Here is a 17,559-nt window from a genome sequence, read left to right as displayed (position 1 = left end):
GGGCCGATGGCTCGGCATGCGAAGAACCCGACGTACCCCGGTCTGTTGTGGAGGCTCTGGCCGTTCAGGAGCCGCCGCCGTCGTACGCCCCCGCTCGATCGGGTGGGGCCGGCCACCGCCTACCCGGAGCGGGCCGGGGCGTACCGCGCGGTGGGGGTTGCTCGGGTGGTCTATCCGCCGGAACGGCCGCTCCTGACCCTCGCCGGGGAGTACCGGGCGGGGCTGTGGGCGTGAACGAGAGGCGTGACGTGCCGTTCCTGGTGCAGATGTCCTGGGCGGTGCTCGACTACCACCGCGTCCAGCGGTGCCGGCGGTGCCATCCGGACGGCTGGTGTCCTCGGGTGGCGGTGGCACGTGCCCGGATCCTGGCGTGGCGGCGGGTGAAGGACCGGTGGTGAGCGCGTTCCGGGCCGGTGACCTGCTCCACGTCACCCGCGCGGCCAGCGTTCAGTTCGTCAGGCCGATCATGTTCCGCCTTATCCGTGTGCTCGACCGGCCGACGTTCGACGGATGGCTGTGGCTCGACGGGTACCAGGTGAACAAGAAGGGTGACGCCGTCGCCCGGCGAGAGGTCTTCGTCCAGCCGGCCGGGCTCCGGAAGCTGCCCCCTGTCGCCCCTGCTTCTCGGCGGGCCGGTCGGTAGCGGTGCCCACCTGACCCGGAACGGCGTCATGGAACCAGAATGGCTCTACGGCTCGCCGTTCAGCGACATCGCGCCGGAACCTGAATCGAATCTTCCGTTCGCCGACGTGGACCGGCTGATCACGATCCTCAACACGACTCGCGCACGGCCCCTTCGTACGGTGCAGGGGGAAACGGGCATCCAAGAACGCCATTGGTTGTGCGAGTGGTGGTTCCCGACACACCGCCGGGCTAGGGTGATCGCGTGAGTACCCGCCACCTGCCGGCGCAGATCGGCGATCTGCCCCCGATCGGACGGCCCGCCAACGGCGCCCTGCTCGCGGCCAGCGTCACGACGCTCGCCCAGGTGGCGACCTGGCGCCGCCGCGACCTGCTGGCCCTGCACGGGGTCGGGCCGAAGGCGGTCGCCATCCTGGATGCCGCGCTGGCCGAGCACGGCCTCGCCTTCGCCGACAGCCCCGCTGGCCGCGCCCACCCCTGACCGAGGGAGGGACAGGTGGAACCAGCCTCCGTCCCCGGTGGCCGGTGACCACCGCGTCGGGCTCCGGCAGGAGTCGAAGCGGCAGCCGGGGACGGCTACCCGCCGACGTCTCTGTTTGATCTAATCCGGTGTCCGGAGCGCCTTCGCCGCGACGGGCCCCTCAGGATCAGGAGAGCCAGTCATGACCGTCCCGCAGCGTGTCGCGATCGTCACCGGTGGATCCCAGGGCATCGGTCGCCAGATCGTGAAACGGTTGGCCGCGGACGGCTACGCGGTGGTGCTGAACTACGCCACCAGCAAGGTCGAGGCGGAGCAGACCGTGGCCGAGATCGCCGCCGCCGGTGGAGACGCCGTCGCGGTGCAGGCCGACGTCGCCGACGAGTTCGCGGTGGCCAGACTCTTCGACACCGCCGAGCAGACCTACGGCGGAATCGACGTCGTCGTGAACTCGGCCGGGAACGTGGTCCACGCCCCCATCGTCGAGCTGGACCTCGCGGATCTGGACCGGGTGCACCGGACGAACGTCCGCGGCACCTTCGTGGTCGACCAGCAGGCGGCCCGCCGGGTCCGGCCCGGAGGCGCGATCATCAACATCTCCAGTACGACGCCCAAGCTGTCCCTGCCCACCTACTCCGCCTATGCCGCCAGCAAGGCCGCGGTGGACGCGATCACCCTGATCCTGGCCCGGGAGCTGGGGGAACGCGACATCACCGTGAACGCCGTCGCACCCGGGGCCACCGCCACCGCCCTTTTCCTCGACGGCAAGGACGAGCAGGCCGTCGCCCGGATGGCGGCGATGTCGCCGATGAACCGGCTCGGCGAGCCGGCCGACACCGCCGACGTGGTGGCCTTCCTCGTCAGTCCGGCCGGGCGGTGGATCAACGGCCAGGTGCTGTACGTCAACGGCGGTGCCGCCTGACACTCCGCGTGTCCCTGGGCGGGTCGTCGCGGGACGTGCTAAGCGGGTCAGCGGCTGTGCCATCACCATCACCGCCGGCACCGAGGTCGGTCACTCCGACGGCACGTACAGCCACTGGAACGGCTACAAGGTCGACATCGCCCTGAGCACCTGCATCCAGAACTACATCTCGTCGCACTTCGCCTACGTCGGGTACATCTCCGGCTTCGGCTACCAGTACCGGTCAGCGTCCGGAAACCTGTACACCAAGGAAGGCAGCCACTGGGACATCCTGTATTACACCTGCGGCTGCTGATCCGCCACACGTCGGCCGGCACCGGTCACCGGTGCCGGTCCGGTGCAACTGCGCGGCAGCGCCACCGGGTACGCCGTCCGGACCGGGTGGGTCAGCCTGCGCCGAGACCACGGGCGGAACCTCAGTCGTCGGTCTCGGCCACCGGTTCGCCGCCGACGCAACGCAGCTTCAGTTCGTGCTCACCGGACGGCCCGACGAAGCTCACCTCGACGTCGTCGTCCGGGCCCCGGTCGGCCTCGCCCACCCGGTAGTCCTGCGCCGGCGCCCAGGAGACCAGCCGTACGCCGTCCGGCCCGCACTCGGCCACCGCGCTGCCCCCGGTGGTCGCGAAGACCCGCTGTACGCCCGACCGCGCGGACGCGGTCGGCGGCGGCGCACCGGGGGTGGCGGAAGCTGCCGACGGCTCCGGCGCGGCCAGCGCCCGCTCGACCTCCTCCTGACTGCGCACGCCGCCCGGGGTGCCGGTGATGCTCTCCCCGACCAGGCGGATCGCGGCCACCCCGACCAGGGTGAGCAGCACGGCGGTGACCAACCAGCCGGCGACGGCGAGGAACGGACGGCGCATGCCCCGACTATCCCCGATCGAAGGTTGGCGGAAGCACCGGACGACGATAAGGGAGGGTTAACGACCGGGCCGGCGCCGGTAGGAGGGGATTAGCCTGCCAGGTGTGCCCCGCCTGCTGCTGATCGAGGACGATCTGACCATCCGGACCCCGCTGGTCCGGGCGCTGCGGGACCGGGGGCACGCGGTGGCGGCCGCGTCGACGGCGATGGACGGGCTGCGCGACGCGCTGGAGAACCGGCCCGACCTGGTCGTGCTCGACCTCGGCCTGCCCGACCTCGACGGTCGGGAACTGCTGCGGATGCTGCGCGCGGTCAGCCCGGTGCCGGTGATCGTGGCCACCGCCCGTGACGACGAGACCGAGATCGTCCGGGTCCTCGACGCGGGTGCGGACGACTACGTGGTGAAGCCGTTCACCGCCGCCCAGCTCGACGCTCGGGTCCGGGCGGTGCTGCGCCGCGGCGGCTCGGCAGCCGGGGCGGACGACCCGACGCTGGTCGTGGGCGGGCTGCGGGTCGACCCGCGTGCCCGCCAGGTGACCCTGGACGGCCAGCCGGTCGAGCTGACCCCGCGCGAGTTCGACCTGCTGCACCATCTGGCCGCCCGCCCCGGCGAGGTGGTCACCAAGCGCGAGCTGATGACCGAGGTCTGGCAGATCCCGTACGGCGGTGCGGACAAGACCGTCGACGTGCACCTGTCGTGGCTGCGCCGGAAGCTGGGGGAGAACGCCCAGCAGCCCCGCTACCTGCACACCGTCCGAGGGGTGGGGGTACGGCTGGCTCCTCCGGAGGAGGCCGGGTGAGGGCGCGCCTGGCCCTGCTGGCCGCCGCGGTCAGCGTGCTCACCCTGGTCGCCTTCCTGGTGCCGCTCGCGTTGCTGGTCCGCACCGTCGCCGAGGACCGGGCCACCGTCCGGGCGACCGCCGACGCGCAGAGCCTGGTGCCGGTGGTGGGCACCGCCGATCCGGCGACGATCCGGCTGACCGTCGAGCGGCTCGCCGTCGAGTCCGGCCGACCGGTCAGCGTCTTCCTGCCCGACGGCACGGTGCTCGGCACGCCGGCACCCCGTACCCCGGCGGTGGCCCTGGCGGCGCGCGGCCAGAGCCTCACCGCGGAGTCGGCGGAGGGACGCGAGGTGGTGATCGCGGTGCAGGGCCGGCCGGACGGCACCGGCGTGATCCGGACGGTGGTGCCGGGCGCGGAGCTGACCGCCGGGGTGGGCCGTGCCTGGCTGGTCCTGGCCCTGCTCGGCGGGTTGCTGGTGGTGATCAGTCTGGTGGTGGCCGACCGGCTGGCCCACACCCTGGTCCGACCGATCAGCGAACTCTCCGCCGTGTCGCACCGCCTCGCCAACGCCGATCTCGACGCCCGGGTGACCCCCGCCGGTCCGACCGAGCTGCGCGAGGTGGCCGGTGCCCTCAACCACCTGGCCGGCCGCATCCAGGAGCTGCTCGGCCAGGAACGCGAGCAGGTGGCCGACCTGTCGCACCGGCTCCGGACCCCGCTGACCGCGTTGCGGCTGGAGGCCGAGTCGCTGGGCGACCCGCAGGACGCGGCCCGGATCACCAGCGCCGTCGACGGGCTGGAGCGGGCGGTGACCGGCCTGATCCGCCAGGCCCGGCGGCAGCGGCCGGCGGTCGGCCCGGTGGGGTGCGACGCGGCGGCGGTGGTCGCCGACCGGGTGCAGTTCTGGTCGGTGCTGGCCGAGGACACTGGCCGGACGGTCCACCGCGAGCTGGCGTCCGGGCCGTTGCCGGTCGCGGTGCCCGCCGAGGACCTGGCCGCGGCGGTCGACGCGCTGCTCGGCAACGTGTTCGCGCACACCCCGGACGGCACCCCGTTCACCGTGCGGCTCGCCCCTACGGGCGCGAAGCGCTCCGGGTCGTCCGGGGAGGTGCTGCTCACGGTGGCCGACGAGGGGCCGGGCATGCCGCCGGACACGGTCCGCCGGGGAGCCAGCACGGCCGGCTCGACCGGTCTCGGACTGGACATCGCCCGCCGGGCCGCCGAGGTCGGGGGCGGGCGACTGGAGTTGCGGAGCGGCCGGACCGGCGGAGCCGAGGTGTTGCTCCGGCTCGCGCCACCAGCGGCTCCGTCGGGCACCTGACCCCGGCCGGAGCCTTAACCGGGCCTTAGCGTCGGTACAGCGCGCCGCTATCCCGGTTCGGCCGATCCTCGTAGGCAGAACCCGAGGAAAGGTGCATCGAGATGAAGCACAAGTCCCTGATCACGGGCACCCTGGGGGGTGCGGCGGTGCTGGCGGTGGCCGGAGCGGTGATCGGCACCGCTGCCGCCGCCGACGAGCGGAGCGGTCGTACCACCCTGACCGCGGCGACCACGGCCCCGACGGCCCCCGCCACCCCGAGCGGCACCCCCGCCACCCCCACCGCCCCGGCGGCGACCGGTGTGCCCACCACATCGTCCGGTGGCACCACCACCCCGGCGACCGGGAACGCGGTGGACGAGAAGCGCGCCGGGGAGATCGCGTTGGCCCGCGCCGGAGGCGGCCGGATCGTGGAGGTCGAGGCGGAGGAGGAGCACGGCCGTCAGGTGTGGAGCGTCGAGATCGTGAACGGGGGGACGGAGCACGAGATCGACGTGGACCGGACCAACGGCAGCGTGGTCAAGGCCGAGCAGGAGCCGGTCGACGACGATGACGACCGCGACGACGATGACGATGACGATCGCGACGACGACTGACCGACGCTGACCGGGCCGGTGTGGCGACGAGCCACACCGGTCGACGCGGGCCCCGCTCCCTCGGCGAGCGGGGCCCGTTCTCGTACGTGGGCCCGCGTGGCCGGCGCACGTCGCCCCGCCGCGCCGATCGTTCTCCAGGAGGAAACCCCGGTGCGGCGGGCCGCTGCCATCGTCAGGACAGCGCCGGAGACGTGACCCTTGACAACGTACAACCAAGTGGTTGTATATTGGGGTGGTGACCGACGAGAGCGAGGACCGGGCGGACGCCATGTTCCAGGCGCTCGCCGACCGCACCCGACGTGACATCCTGCGTCGCGTGCTGGCCGGGGAGCACTCCGTCACCGCGCTCGCGGCGAAGTACGACATGAGCTTCGCCGCGGTGCAGAAGCACGTGGCCGTGCTCGAGAAGGCCGGTCTGCTGACCAAGCGACGCAGCGGTCGCGAGCAGCTGGCCAGCGGCGACGTGGCGGCGGTGCGGTCGGTGGCGTCCATGCTCACCGAACTCGAACAGGTCTGGCGTGGCCGCATCGCCCGCATCGATGCACTCATCGCAGCCGATTTCGACCAGGAGGACTGACCCATGCCCGTGACCGACGTCCGGCACGATCTCGACAACCTGACCCTGACCATCACCGCGGACTTCGCCGCCCCCGTGGAGCGGGTCTGGCAGGTCTACGCCGACCCCCGCCAGCTGGAGAAGGTGTGGGGGCCGCCGACCTACCCGGCGACGGTGGTCGACCACGACCTCACGCCCGGTGGCCGGGTGACGTACTACATGACCGGTCCGGAGGGCGACAAGCACGCCGGATACTGGCTGGTCAAGAGCGTGGAGGAGCCTCGGGGCTTCTCCTTCGACGACGGCTTCGCCGACCTGGACTTCAACCCGAACCCGGACCTGCCGGTCTCCGGGAACGTCTACACCTTCACCGAGCACGACGGCGGCACGCGCGCGACCTACGTCTCCACCTACCCCTCGGCCGAGGCCCTGCAGCAGGTGCTGGACATGGGCGTGGTGGAGGGTGCCTCGGGGGCGATCAACCAGATCGACGAACTGCTCGCCTCCTGACCAGTGGCGGACCGGGGCCACGGCGGCCCCGGTCCCACTGACGGTCGGCACCGCCGGTGCGGTCGGGTGTCGACCGACCAGCGCACCTCGTCGGGGTGCCCTCCTCAGGCGAGTTGCTGCTCCGTCGCGCCGAGCAGCGAGTCCGGGTCCTCCTCGTAGAGGTCGTGGTACGGCCACTCGGTCTCGGTGAGCCCCACCGGGCCGGGCGCGATCACCAGCCAGCCCCGCTTCCACTCGCCCCCGTCGCCCGTGGCGCGCCGCTGCGAGGTGAAGATGTGCACCCGCAGCCCGTTCTCGGTCAGCCCGAGCCAGTCGCCGAGCCGGTCCCGGAAGGGGTTGCCCGGGTAGTCGTTCATGGCGAGGTTGACCTCGACCACGCCACCGGACTCCAGCTTCCGGGGCACGTCGCGGAAGAACGTCTCCAGGATCGGCTCACCGGCTTCGAGCAGGTCGACGAACTCGCTGCCCTCCTCGTTCGTCGGCGAGTTGAAGACGATCCGCGAGAACCGCCCCTCGGCCGGCTCGAACATGTCGCCCTCGCGGAAGGTGACGTTCGTCAGGCCGTTGAGGGCGGCGTTGAGGCGGGACAGCGCCACCGCGCGCGGGTTGACGTCCACCCCGAGGACCGACTCGTACCGGTCGGCGAGCACCAGGGAGAGCACCCCGGAGCCGCACCCCATGTCCAGGGCGCGCGCGCCGCCACGCCGGAGCATCAGCCGGATCAGCAGGTCCGCCTCCCAGAGCGGGTCGACGTACCACCGGTGCTGCACATCCTCCTCGACGTCCGGGTCGCTGAGCACCACCACGCCGTGCATCTGGTGGCCGCGCAGCGGCGAGGAGAAGGTGGCACCGTCGTCGACGGCCATGCCGCTGTCGAGCAGCGCCCGCCGGCCCTCCACGCCGATCTCCCCGGTCAGCGCGTCCGGGTCGACCGGGGTGCCGGAGAGCAGGTCGGCGAGGGGGGTCGGCTCGGCTCGGCCGACCACCTTCCGCAGGGCGTCGCCGAGCTGTCGAAGTGCCGCCGCGTCGACGCGCTCCGGCTGGATGGTCGAGCCTCCGACGATCATGCGCTACTCCCGAGAGTTGGTTCCAGGCCGGGGATCAGGGCGGACACCGGCCAGAAGACCTCCTGGCGCAACGGTCCCTCCCAGGCCATGAAGTGGGGATGGTCCACGGAGAGACCGGCCAGTTGCGAGGCGTGACAGCGAAGCATAGCGATCTTCAACCGCATCGTGGAGTCGTCCAGACGGGTGACCCGAGGACTGGTCGCGTCGACGAGGTGGGCCAGGGCGGTGAGGTGCGGCTCCCACCGGTCGGTGGCGGGCCGGTCCCCGTCGGCGGCGTCCCAGCCGGAGCCGAACGCGTACGGGCAGTCGGCGTAGAAGGTGACGGCGCGGCCCGTTCCGGCGGCTGCGGCCAGCACCGCGTCCCGGGTGCCGACGTGGTCCGGGTGGCTGCCGATCCCCAGTGGAGCCCAGACCCGTACGTCGGGCCGGAAGAGCGGGGCCAGCGCCGCGACCACCGCCGCGGACGGGAAGTCGGTCCGGTACGGCGCGTCCGGGACGGGCAGGTGGGTCACCCGGTTGCCGGCGAGCGCGGCGGCGGCACGGTCCTCTGCGGCACGTCCCACAGCGGCGGCGGGGCCGGACTCGAAACCGCAGAGGCGGTCCCACTCGTCGTCGCCATCTTCGGTCGGCGGTCCACCACAGACGGTGACCAGAAGCACGGACCGTCCCCTGCGCAGCACCGAAGCGACCGAGAGGGCGCCGTCGTCGAAATGCGGCGAAACGACGATGTCCGTTATTGTCGGGTGATCCGGGTCAGGCATTCGTCGCCCTTTCGCGCGATTGCGGCGGAAGTAAGACGGGCTCCGTTTCGGGGAAAATGCCGGGCGCGGTTTTGTCTGGGCGGTATTGGCCTGCCCAACGGAGTTCGATCTTAGTTATGCGCCGATAGGGTGTCAAGTATTGTATTGGTGACATTGAGTAGCCGGAATGGGTTGGGTGTGCCCGTCCGCTGATTTTGCGGCCCGGTCGCCAGGGCGTCGATTGCCAGTCGTGCCGTGGTGCTGATGACGGGAAATGACCGGTGGGTCCGGAAACGGCCGTGGCCGGCGGGGTGGCGGTGGGGGGCGGGGCGCTGGCGATAGAGTTGGCCGTGACGACACGGGGGGCGACGGGTGGCAGAGGCGGACGGAACGCGACGGTCGGGGGCTGCCGATCCCGGCACCCTCTACCTGGTGCCCACCCCCATCGGCAATCCCGGTGACATCACCCTCCGGGCGATCGAGGTCCTCGGCCGGGTCGGCGTCGTCGCCTCCGAGGACACCCGGCACACCCGCCGCCTGCTGCAGTCCCTCGAGATCGACACCCGCCTGCTGAGCTACCACGACCACAACGAGGAGTCGCGCAGTCGGCATCTGCTGGGGATGCTCCGCGACGGCACGGACGTCGCGCTTGTCTCCGACGCGGGGACGCCGCTGGTCAACGACCCGGGCTACCGGCTGGTGGCGGCGGCCGTCGAGGCCGACGTGCCGGTCCGCCCGCTGCCCGGCGCGACCGCCTCGGTGACCGCGCTGATCGGTTCCGGCCTACCGAACCACCAGTTCCACTACGTCGGGTTCCTACCTCGGAGGGAGGCGGCGCGGCGGAGCGCGTTGACCGCGCTGCGGTCGACCGTGGCCACCCTGGTCTTCTTCGAGGCACCCCACCGGATCGTGGCGATGCTCGAGGACGTCCGGGCGGTGCTCGGCGACCGACCGGCGGCGCTGGCCCGGAACCTCACCAAGGACGACGAGGAGTTCCTCCGGGGTCCACTGTCCGACCTGATCGCCGGGCTCGACGCGGAGGCGGTGGTCCGAGGGCAGTTCACCGTGGTCGTCGCCGGCGCCCCCGGGGAGCCCGCGGACGAGGACGAGGCGCTGGCCCACCGACTCACCGAGACATTGGTGCGGCACGGCGTCGAGCCCCGGCTCGTCCGGGAGGTGGTCCGGGAGGTGACCGGACTACCCCGCAACTGGGTGTACGAGCAGGTGCGCCTGGCGGCGCAGCAGGGGAGCGCGGGCACCACGGAGCAATCCGCCCGCGCCGGTCGTTCCGGAGCCCGAACCAGCGGATAGAGCCTCCCGATGGGAGCCGCGGCAACGTATTGCTCGCGGGGTTGTCACCACAAGTGATTCCGCTGCTGCATGATGCCGGAGCCGTCGGAAATAAGGGAAGTGTCCGACGCGTCCACGTGACTGACCGGGCAAGTGGCCAATTCCGGACCGCCTCGGTCGTCCGTCAGTCGCCCATGTGGACGGTCTACGATCCCGCTGTTAAAGTCGGTGCCAGGTGTTGCCTCGTATGTTGGGTGGCGATGCGATAGACCGGCAGCGATGCGATCGGCCAGCGGCGAGCAAGCTGGCCGTTGACGTGCACGCGGCCGGGGTCGGCCACGCCACTCGCACCTACCGCGCCACACGCGCGTGGACCCGCGACTGTTGGTTCAGGCCTCCGTGAATGCACCCGAATCTGGGATCTGGTCAGCGGCAACCCGCTTGACAGTTTAGCTAGCATTGATCTAGCCGAATGGCGACCATTCTCGCCGTATTCGGCGGTCGACTGCCTGGCATTTATCCGTCACTCTCAAGAGTTGAGGAAAGGTCATGAAGAACCTTCGATTAGCTTCCCTGGTCAAGCGTGCGTCGCGCAGCAGTGCGCCAGCGGTGCTTGACCCGACGAAGCAGTCCCGGGCACCGCGCGGCACGAAGGTGGAGGTCGACTGGACGGGGATTCAGAACCCCGACTTCGTCGCCCTCGGGCTTGGCGCGACCAGCATGATGTCGTTGCTGTGGTCGGTGGCTCACGGTCGCCAGTGCGTCGGCGTCGAGCTGCGCGGCGACCCGTCCCTGGGTGTGCACTGGAACATCCGTGAGGACTTCTGGCACCACCTGGGCCTGATCGACCAGCTCATGCTGGAGCGGTACGGCGAGGAGGGCATCCCCCGCAAGGGTGACGGCCAGCTCTTCAGGCTCCGCGAGACCTTCCACAGCCCGGTCACGGAGCCCGGCGACGTGTACGCCGACGAGTGCATCGCCGGTGTCGAGGAGGCCCACGTCTCGGGCCTCATCCACTACACCGAGTTCATCGACGACCGCTACGTGGACGGCAAGCCGCAGCGGGTGCTCACCGTCCTCAATCCGTCGAAGCCGCCGGCCGAACACGACCCCGCCAAGATCGGTCGCGACATGGTGACCGTGCTCGACGGCCCGTCGACGTTCCAGGCCGGTGCCTCCGAGGTGCTGGTCATGCTGCGTCGCTACCTGGAGATGATCCAGGACATGGACATCGCCCGCGGTGTCACGCCGCGGGTCCGGCTCTTCCTGTCGCACCGGGTCGCCGTCGGTGACGAGGGCGACGGGGACGGTTTCCTCAAGTGGATGCGCCAGGAGGACGGCTTCGTCAGCCTCCCGGACGGACGTAAGCGCCTCATCATCGAGGAGGTCCAGGAGCTCGACTACCGGGGCCGGTACCGCCGGATCCGCAAGCCCGGCTCGCCACTGATCGACCTGGGCGTCCCCGAGCTGTTCATGATCGCGCAGGGCTTCGACAGCAGCGACGCGGACCGGCTCGGCTTCCGGCAGGAGGAGGTCGAGGTCGACCACCACGACGGCCGCGGCCCGGTGGTGGCCCAGGCGGACTACCTCGCCGGCTTCCTCGAGTTGCACGTCGGTGCCCGGCTCCGCCGCCGGATCGCCTCCGAGTTCGACCGCGAGGGCAACGAGTACTGGGTCCGCCAGATCGCGGTGGGCCACGAGGACGACCCCGAGGTGGGCTGGATCCTCGTCCAGGTGCCGGACTTCAAGACCTTCGACCCGATCCTGGCCGGCCTCGTCCCGCCGGGTACCCCGAAGCGGTCGAAGGAGTACCTCAACGCGTACCAGCAGTTGTTGCGGGAGTACTACCTGGAGCAGGTCTCCCTGATCACCGAGTTGCCCGTGTCGGACCTCGAGCGGGTCCAGAGCCCGTACGGCCCGAAGTTGTTCAGCCTGGTCGAGAAGTGCGGCGCGGACGCCCTGGTCGCCGCGAACGGCGTGGTCGCCGGGGACTCCTTCGGCAACGGCCACTTCATGACCAGCGGTGGCGCGGTCACCGGCATGGTGGGGCACGCCTCCCGCGTGCACCAGTACTGGGAGCGCCGTGACGAGGGGGTCAGCCCGCAGCAGGCGATCCGCGAGCTGGCCGACCAGATCAAGGTGGACACCCTCGGCTGGCTCCAGGTCAGCTCCCAGGAGTTCAGCCAGGCCGTGCCGATCAACTTCGGTGAGGAGCGGATCCGGGAGATCGAGAAGCAGACCGGGCGTTCGTCCGGCGAGCGGGCCACCACGATCGACGCCACGCGCCGGCACCGGCACTCGCTCGTTCCGCTGGATCCGTCCGACTGGCGGCGGCTCGCGGTGCGCAGTGGGCGGCTGCACACCAGCGACCTGCCGCCGATCCTCGAGACCCATCCGGCCGAGCGGCCGATGATGTGCGGCGCCGCCGACGCGGACATGGCCGCCGAGGGTTCCGCGCAGATGCGGGAGCCCGTCGGTATCGGGGCGGGTTCGGCGTCGTGACCGTTCTGCACAGCACCCCCCGAGGCGACTCCTACGGCGCCTCGGGGGAGACGGTCGTCCTGCGCGACACCGCGCACCCGTTGCGGAGCCTGCGGGAGCGTCAGCTCGCGCTGATCGTGCTCTGCGTGGGCATCCTGATCTCCGTGATCGACGGCTCCGCGGTGTACGTCGCCCTGCCGTCCATCCAGGAGGGCCTGGGGTTCTCCCAGGCCAACCTGGCCTGGGTGGTGAACGCCTATCTCATCCCCTTCGGCGGGTTGCTGCTCCTCGCCGGCCGGCTGGGTGACCTGATCGGCACCAAGCGGGTCTTCCTCAGTGGGCTCAGCGTCTTCACTGTCGCCTCGATGGTCTGCGGCCTGGCGACCGATCAGGCGGTGCTGGTCGGTGCCCGGTTCGTGCAGGGCGTCGGTGGTGCGCTGACCACCGCGGTCGTGCTCAGCATGGTCGTGAACATGTTCCCGAAGCCCCGGGAGCAGGCGCGCGCGCTCGGTTTCTACGCCTTCGTGGCGGCCTCGGGGTCCGCGATCGGCCAACTCGCCGGCGCGGCGCTCACCGCGTCGCTGAGCTGGCACTGGATCTTCTTCGTCAACGCCCCGATCGGGCTGGTCACCATCCTGATGGGCGCCCGGCTGCTGGACAACGTCCGGGACGCCAAGGCCGGCAAGGGGATCGACTGGATCGGCGCGGTGGCCCTGGTCGGCTCGCTGATGCTGACGGTCTACACCATCGTGCAGGCCGACAGCGGCGCGGGCCGGACGGCGCTCCTCGGCGGCGTGGCGCTGCTGCTGATGGTCGGATTCGTCCTGTGGCAGCGGCGTACCTCCAATCCGCTGGTTCCGGCGAGCGTCCTCCGGGCCCGCAACGTCGCCTGGTCCAACGTCGTCCTCGCGTTGATGATCGCCGGGCCGACGGCGATGTTCTTCCTCTGCGCGCTCTACCTGCAGAACGTCCTCGGCTTCTCGGTCTACGAGCTGGGCTTCGCGTTCGTGCCGGCCGCACTCGCCATCGGGATCGGCTCGCTGAAGGTCGCTCCGCGGTTGATCCGGAAGAACGACGCCAAGGTGCTGCTCGTCCCGGCCATGGCGCTGATGGCACTCGGCCTGCTGCTGCTCGCCCGGATCCCGGCCGACGGCAGCTACTGGGTCGACGTGCTCCCGGCCATCCTGCTCATCGGGATCGGCTCGGGTCTGGCGACGCCGCCGGTGCTGCGGATCGCCCTCGCCGACGCCACGCTCGATGACAGCGGGATCCGATCCGGTCTGCTGAACACCACCCAGCAGATCGGCTCGGCACTCGGTCTGGCAGTGCTGGCTCCGGTGGCGGCGAACGTCGCCGAGTCGGCGCTGGCCGAGGGCGAGGCGGCCGCGGTGGCCCTCACCGAGGGCTTCCAGATGGCGTTCCTGGTGGGCTTCGGCACGATGGTGGCCGCCATCGTGCTCGCCATCTTCGCCGTGCAGAGCGAGGTGCCGAAGACGGCACCCCAGTCGCTCGACGAGACGACCACCGCGCCGGACCTCCGGAAGGTCGACCAGACCGGTGCGGCGGACCCGGACTTCCTCGCTGTCGGTCTCGGCGGGGCGAACATGATGGCGATGCTGTGGTCGATCGCCATGGGTCGACGGGTGGTCGGCGTCGAGCTGCGGGGCGACCCGTACCTCACCCTGACCCAGTGGAAGGTCAGCGCGGACATCTACCACCATCTGGCGGTCATCGACCGGCTGATGACGGAACGGTACGGCGACGAGGGGATCCCCCGGACCTTCACGGGCGAGCGGTTCCTCCTGCACGAGCTCTTCTACAAGCTGGACCCCGAGGACGGCGCGGAGGCCCGGGCGGACGAGATCCTCTTCGGGTGGGCCGACTCCTGTCTGGGCGGTCACGTCCGGATCGCGGAGGTCGTCGACGACCGGTGGGTGGACGGCAAGCCGCACCGGACGGTCACCGAGATCCGTCCCCCGGCCCCGTCGATGGAGCACGGGCCGGAGACCGTCGGCCGCAGCATGGACGATGTTCTCGCCGAGTCGCCGGCCTTCCAGTGCAACGCCGAGGACCTGCTGATCATGCTTCGGCGGTACCTGGAGGGGATCGAGCGGATGGACCTCGCCGCCGGTCGGGAGCCGCGGTGCCGGATCTTCAGGTACCACCGGGTGGCGCACCCGAGCCGGCCGGCCGGCTGGCGGCGCTGGCTGGGCCGGGACGACGAGACGGTGGAGGACGGCTTCTCCCGGGACGCGGACGGCCGGGTGCGGGTCCGGATCGAGGCGGTCCGGGAGATCGACGAGAAGGGCACCTACCGGCGGATCCGGGTACGGGGCAGCGAGCTGGTCGACCTGGGCACGCCTGGGCTGATCTCGATCGCGGAGGGCGTGGACAGCGTCGACGCCAAGCGGCTCGGCTTCATCCAGGATCTGGTGAGGATCGACCACGGGGACGGTCGTGGCCCGGTCGTGGCGCAGGCCGACTACGTCGTCGGGCTGATCGCCGTCTACGTCGGCGCCACCTCGCGGCAGCGGATCGCCTCGGACTTCGACAAGCAGGGCAACGAGTACTGGATCCGGCAGATGACCCTCGGGCACGACGGATTCAGCGAGAGCGGTTGGACGATCCTGGAGGTGCCGGACTACCGGACCTTCGACCCCGTCCAGGCGGGCATGGTGCCCCCGGGCACCAGCCAGAGTTCGGTCGAGTACTTCGGCGCGCACCGGTACCTGATCCGGGACTACTTCCTCGACCAGGTCTCCCTGCTCACCGAGATCCCGCGCCGGGAGCTCGCCCGTACCCTCATCCTCGCCACTCCCAAGCTGGTCAGCAACGTGGAGAAGATCGGCAGGGACGCGCTGGTGGCGCCGAACTGCGTGGTCGCTGGCGACTCGTTCGGCACCGGCAGCTTCCTGAACAGCGGGGGCTCCATCACCGGCATGGTCGGGCACGCCGCCCGGGTGTACCGGTACTGGCAGGCCCGTGACGAGGGGGTCAGCCACGAGGAGGCGGTCCGGCAGCTCGCGGACAGCATCCGGGAGGACACCCTGGCCTGGCAGCGGGTCAGCGAGGCGGACTTCGCCCAGCCGGGGCACGTCAGGGCGGGCACCGACCCGCAGGACGGGAAGCGACTCGACCCGGTGGCCCGGGAGAAGGTCCTGGAGGCGACGCGGCGGCATCGCCGGGCCGTCGCCAGGATCAGCAACAGGCTGGACGACTTCGGCCGGCTGAACGTCTTCCCGGGGCGGTTGCAGCTCGTCGGTCTGCAGCCGCTGCAGCCCACGCCGCCGGAACTGCGCACGGAGCAGACGGACGGCCCGGTCCGTCTGTGGCCGAACATCACCGATGGGGCGATGCCGGGTACGTCCATGGCGGACGACTCCATGATGTCGATGGCGGGCTCCGACGCGTCGATGGCGACCGACGGGCAGGCCGTCATGGTCGGCTCGGAGGAGCGGGTCGGCGACATGCGGATGTGACCAGGTACGAAGAGGGGCCGTGCCAGCGTGGCACGGCCCCTCTTCGTATGTCCTTCTCGCCGCCGTCAGATCACCGCTGCCGACCCGACCCCGCCACGCTCAGGGTCAGCCCTCGCCCCGGTACACGCAGCCGGAGGTGCAGGTCTCCCGGACCGACACCGCCGACAACGGCAACCGGTCGGCCAACCGGTGCCAGATCCAGCGGGCCAGCACCTCGCTGGTCGGGTTCTCCAGCCCCGGCACATCGTTGAGGTAGTAGTGGTCGAGTTCGTCCCGTACCGGCTCGAACGCCCGCTTGAGGTCGCCGAAGTCCATCACCCAACCGGTGCGGGGGTCGACGTCACCGCTGACGTGCACGGCCACCCGGTACGAGTGGCCGTGCAGCCGGGCGCACTTGTGCCCCTCGGGCACGTTCGGCAGTCGGTGCGCGGCCTCGAAGGTGAACTCCCGGAAGATCTCCATCAGGCGATTCCAATGTACTTGTGGGTCTGCAGGCTCAACCGCCACTGCGGGTGCTCCAGGCAGTACCGCACCGCGGCCTCGGTGTTGGCGGCCCGGTTCGGGCCGTCCATGGGTTGGAGCATGAAGTGCGTGAAGTCGAGGTGCTCGAAGCGTCCCGGCTCCGCCCCCGGCTGCGGGTAGACCAGCTTCAGGTCGTCGCCCCGGGTGAGTACCAGGTCGGCGCCGGCCTTGGGGCTGACGCAGACCCAGTCGAGGCCGGGGGGTGCCGGACGCGTGCCGTTGGTCTCCACCGCGACCTCGAAGCCCGCCTCGTGCAGGGCGGTCACGGCCGCCTCGTCGAGTTGCAGCAGCGGTTCCCCGCCGGTGCACACCACGTACGGGCGGCTGCGCGGGTGGTCCCCGCCCCGCCAGGCGGCGGCGACTGCCGCAGCCAGGTCGGCGGCGGTGGCGAAGCGGCCCCCGCCGGGTCCGTCGGTGCCGACGAAGTCGGTGTCGCAGAACCGGCAGACTGCCCGGTGCCGGTCCTCTTTTCGCCCGGTCCAGAGGTTGCAGCTGGTGAAGCGGCAGAAGACGGCGGGTCGGCCGGCGTGCGTGCCCTCGCCCTGGAGGGTGTAGAAGATCTCCTTGATCCGGTACACGCCGGTCATCCGGTCGGGGACAGGGCGGGGTCGGTGAGCCCGAGTTCGGCGAAGCCGCGCCCGCGCAGCAGGCAGGAGTCGCAGGTACCGCAGGCCCGGCCGTCGACCGGGTCGTAGCAGCTGTGCGTCCAGCCGTAGTCGACGCCGAGTTCCAGGCCTCGGCGGATGGTCTCGGCCTTGGTGAGCTGGATCAGCGGGGTGTGGATCCGCAGCCGCTGCCGTCCTTCGACGCCGGCCCTGGTGGCGAGGTTGGCCATCGTCTCGTACGCGGCGACGTACTCCGGCCGGCAGTCCGGGTAGCCGCTGTAGTCCAGCGCGCTCACCCCGATGAAGATGTCCGAGGCGTCCAGGGTCTCCGCCCAGGCCAGGGCGAACGACAGGAAGATCGTGTTGCGGGCCGGCACGTAGGTGACCGGGATCTCGTCGCCCAGCTCGTCGGCGGAGGCGTGGTGCGGGACGGCGAGCGTGTCGTCGGTCAGTGCCGAGCCACCGAAGACCCGCAGGTCGATGTCGGCGACCACGTGCCGGGTCGCGCCGAGCGCCTTGGCCACCCGGGCGGCGGCCTCCAGCTCGACGGTGTGCCGCTGGCCGTAGCGGAAGCTGAGCGCGTGTGCCTCGTATCCCTCGTGTACCGCCATGGCGAGCACCGTGGCGGAGTCGAGCCCACCGCTGAGCAGCACCACGGCCTTGCGCTTCCCGGTCGGCACGCGCCACACCACCCTTCCACCTCGTCGGCGG

21 protein-coding genes are annotated in these 17,559 nt (G+C 71.1%); 15 read left to right on the top strand and 6 right to left on the bottom strand.

Annotated features, from left to right (window positions below; genetic code table 11):
* Nucleotides 1-6: 6 nt before the first annotated feature.
* From GA0074694_RS30715 to GA0074694_RS05600, 7 genes are all read left to right on the top strand, one after another.
* Entirely contained in the window at nt 7-234 is a 228-nt protein-coding gene (locus GA0074694_RS30715) for a hypothetical protein (protein WP_141713980.1), read from the top strand.
* Nucleotides 231-398: a hypothetical protein gene (locus tag GA0074694_RS31465; protein ID WP_176737794.1), complete on the top strand. Its 168-nt coding sequence runs from the start codon at nt 231-233 to the stop codon at nt 396-398. The genes GA0074694_RS30715 and GA0074694_RS31465 overlap by 4 nt, the downstream gene beginning before the upstream one ends.
* Complete coding sequence (locus tag GA0074694_RS05615) at nt 395-643, top strand: hypothetical protein (RefSeq protein WP_091453502.1); 249 nt, start codon at nt 395-397, stop codon at nt 641-643. Before GA0074694_RS31465 ends, GA0074694_RS05615 begins: the two co-directional genes overlap by 4 nt.
* A gap of 28 nt (nt 644-671) precedes the next feature.
* Nucleotides 672-890, top strand: a complete 219-nt coding sequence (locus tag GA0074694_RS30710; protein ID WP_141713979.1) for a hypothetical protein — start codon at nt 672-674, stop codon at nt 888-890.
* Nucleotides 887-1,123: a helix-hairpin-helix domain-containing protein gene (locus GA0074694_RS05610; RefSeq protein WP_091453499.1), complete on the top strand. Its 237-nt coding sequence runs from the start codon at nt 887-889 to the stop codon at nt 1,121-1,123. The genes GA0074694_RS30710 and GA0074694_RS05610 overlap by 4 nt, the downstream gene beginning before the upstream one ends.
* Before the next feature lie 181 nt (nt 1,124-1,304).
* Nucleotides 1,305-2,042 (top strand): SDR family oxidoreductase, encoded by a 738-nt coding sequence (locus GA0074694_RS05605; RefSeq protein WP_091453496.1) that lies wholly within the window; start codon nt 1,305-1,307, stop codon nt 2,040-2,042.
* Nucleotides 2,032-2,337, top strand: coding sequence for a hypothetical protein (locus tag GA0074694_RS05600; protein ID WP_245714547.1), 306 nt, complete (start codon nt 2,032-2,034; stop codon nt 2,335-2,337). Before GA0074694_RS05605 ends, GA0074694_RS05600 begins: the two co-directional genes overlap by 11 nt.
* A 121-nt stretch (nt 2,338-2,458) precedes the next feature.
* On the opposite strand, the gene GA0074694_RS05595 is transcribed toward GA0074694_RS05600, so the two are convergent.
* Nucleotides 2,459-2,902, bottom strand: a complete 444-nt coding sequence (locus GA0074694_RS05595; protein ID WP_091453491.1) for a septum formation initiator — start codon at nt 2,900-2,902, stop codon at nt 2,459-2,461.
* Between the two features lie 103 nt (nt 2,903-3,005).
* On the opposite strand from GA0074694_RS05595, the gene GA0074694_RS05590 reads away from it, so the two are divergent.
* The 5 genes from GA0074694_RS05590 to GA0074694_RS05570 all read left to right on the top strand — a co-directional run bounded on the left by GA0074694_RS05590 (nt 3,006) and on the right by GA0074694_RS05570 (nt 6,664).
* A complete protein-coding gene (locus GA0074694_RS05590) occupies nt 3,006-3,701 on the top strand; it encodes a response regulator transcription factor (protein ID WP_091453487.1) in 696 nt (231 codons plus the stop codon).
* On the top strand, nt 3,698-5,005 hold the full coding sequence (locus tag GA0074694_RS05585) for a sensor histidine kinase (RefSeq protein ID WP_091453484.1): 1,308 nt from the start codon (nt 3,698-3,700) through the stop codon (nt 5,003-5,005). The genes GA0074694_RS05590 and GA0074694_RS05585 overlap by 4 nt, the downstream gene beginning before the upstream one ends.
* Before the next feature lie 101 nt (nt 5,006-5,106).
* Nucleotides 5,107-5,598, top strand: a complete 492-nt coding sequence (locus tag GA0074694_RS05580; RefSeq protein ID WP_091453480.1) for a PepSY domain-containing protein — start codon at nt 5,107-5,109, stop codon at nt 5,596-5,598.
* Nucleotides 5,599-5,833: 235 nt separating this feature from the next.
* A complete protein-coding gene (locus GA0074694_RS05575) occupies nt 5,834-6,175 on the top strand; it encodes an ArsR/SmtB family transcription factor (protein ID WP_176737793.1) in 342 nt (113 codons plus the stop codon).
* Nucleotides 6,176-6,178: 3 nt separating this feature from the next.
* Nucleotides 6,179-6,664, top strand: a complete 486-nt coding sequence (locus GA0074694_RS05570) for an SRPBCC family protein (RefSeq protein ID WP_091453477.1) — start codon at nt 6,179-6,181, stop codon at nt 6,662-6,664.
* A 104-nt stretch (nt 6,665-6,768) separates the two neighbouring features.
* On the opposite strand, the gene GA0074694_RS05565 is transcribed toward GA0074694_RS05570, so the two are convergent.
* Nucleotides 6,769-7,731, bottom strand: coding sequence for a methyltransferase (locus GA0074694_RS05565; RefSeq protein WP_091453473.1), 963 nt, complete (start codon nt 7,729-7,731; stop codon nt 6,769-6,771).
* Complete coding sequence (locus GA0074694_RS05560) at nt 7,728-8,492, bottom strand: PIG-L deacetylase family protein (protein ID WP_091453469.1); 765 nt, start codon at nt 8,490-8,492, stop codon at nt 7,728-7,730. The genes GA0074694_RS05565 and GA0074694_RS05560 overlap by 4 nt, the downstream gene beginning before the upstream one ends.
* Before the next feature lie 411 nt (nt 8,493-8,903).
* Here GA0074694_RS05560 and rsmI point away from each other — a divergent pair, with 411 nt between their 5' ends.
* The 3 genes from rsmI to GA0074694_RS32155 all read left to right on the top strand — a co-directional run bounded on the left by rsmI (nt 8,904) and on the right by GA0074694_RS32155 (nt 15,721).
* The gene (gene rsmI / locus GA0074694_RS05555; RefSeq protein WP_176737792.1) at nt 8,904-9,782 is read left to right on the top strand and encodes a 16S rRNA (cytidine(1402)-2'-O)-methyltransferase; all 879 of its coding nucleotides are present in this window, start codon (nt 8,904-8,906) and stop codon (nt 9,780-9,782) included.
* 528 nt (nt 9,783-10,310) lie between these two features.
* Nucleotides 10,311-12,263: an FHA domain-containing protein gene (locus GA0074694_RS05550; RefSeq protein ID WP_141713978.1), complete on the top strand. Its 1,953-nt coding sequence runs from the start codon at nt 10,311-10,313 to the stop codon at nt 12,261-12,263.
* A complete protein-coding gene (locus GA0074694_RS32155; RefSeq protein ID WP_245714546.1) occupies nt 12,260-15,721 on the top strand; it encodes an MFS transporter in 3,462 nt (1,153 codons plus the stop codon). The genes GA0074694_RS05550 and GA0074694_RS32155 overlap by 4 nt, the downstream gene beginning before the upstream one ends.
* 105 nt (nt 15,722-15,826) lie before the next feature.
* On the opposite strand, the gene queD is transcribed toward GA0074694_RS32155, so the two are convergent.
* The 3 genes from queD to queC are packed head-to-tail and all read right to left on the bottom strand — an operon-like array spanning nt 15,827 to nt 17,540.
* Entirely contained in the window at nt 15,827-16,183 is a 357-nt protein-coding gene (gene queD / locus GA0074694_RS05540; protein WP_091453460.1) for a 6-carboxytetrahydropterin synthase QueD, read from the bottom strand.
* Complete coding sequence (queE, locus tag GA0074694_RS05535) at nt 16,183-16,830, bottom strand: 7-carboxy-7-deazaguanine synthase (RefSeq protein ID WP_091453456.1); 648 nt, start codon at nt 16,828-16,830, stop codon at nt 16,183-16,185. Before queE ends, queD begins: the two co-directional genes overlap by 1 nt.
* Nucleotides 16,827-17,540 (bottom strand): 7-cyano-7-deazaguanine synthase QueC, encoded by a 714-nt coding sequence (queC, locus tag GA0074694_RS05530; RefSeq protein ID WP_245714545.1) that lies wholly within the window; start codon nt 17,538-17,540, stop codon nt 16,827-16,829. The genes queE and queC overlap by 4 nt, the downstream gene beginning before the upstream one ends.
* Between the last annotated feature and the right edge of the window lie 19 nt (nt 17,541-17,559).

Source organism: Micromonospora inyonensis, assembly GCF_900091415.1.
Classification (GTDB): domain Bacteria; phylum Actinomycetota; class Actinomycetes; order Mycobacteriales; family Micromonosporaceae; genus Micromonospora; species Micromonospora inyonensis.
Note: the sequence above shows the minus strand (reverse complement) of the source record. Positions and strands in the feature narration are given on the sequence as shown.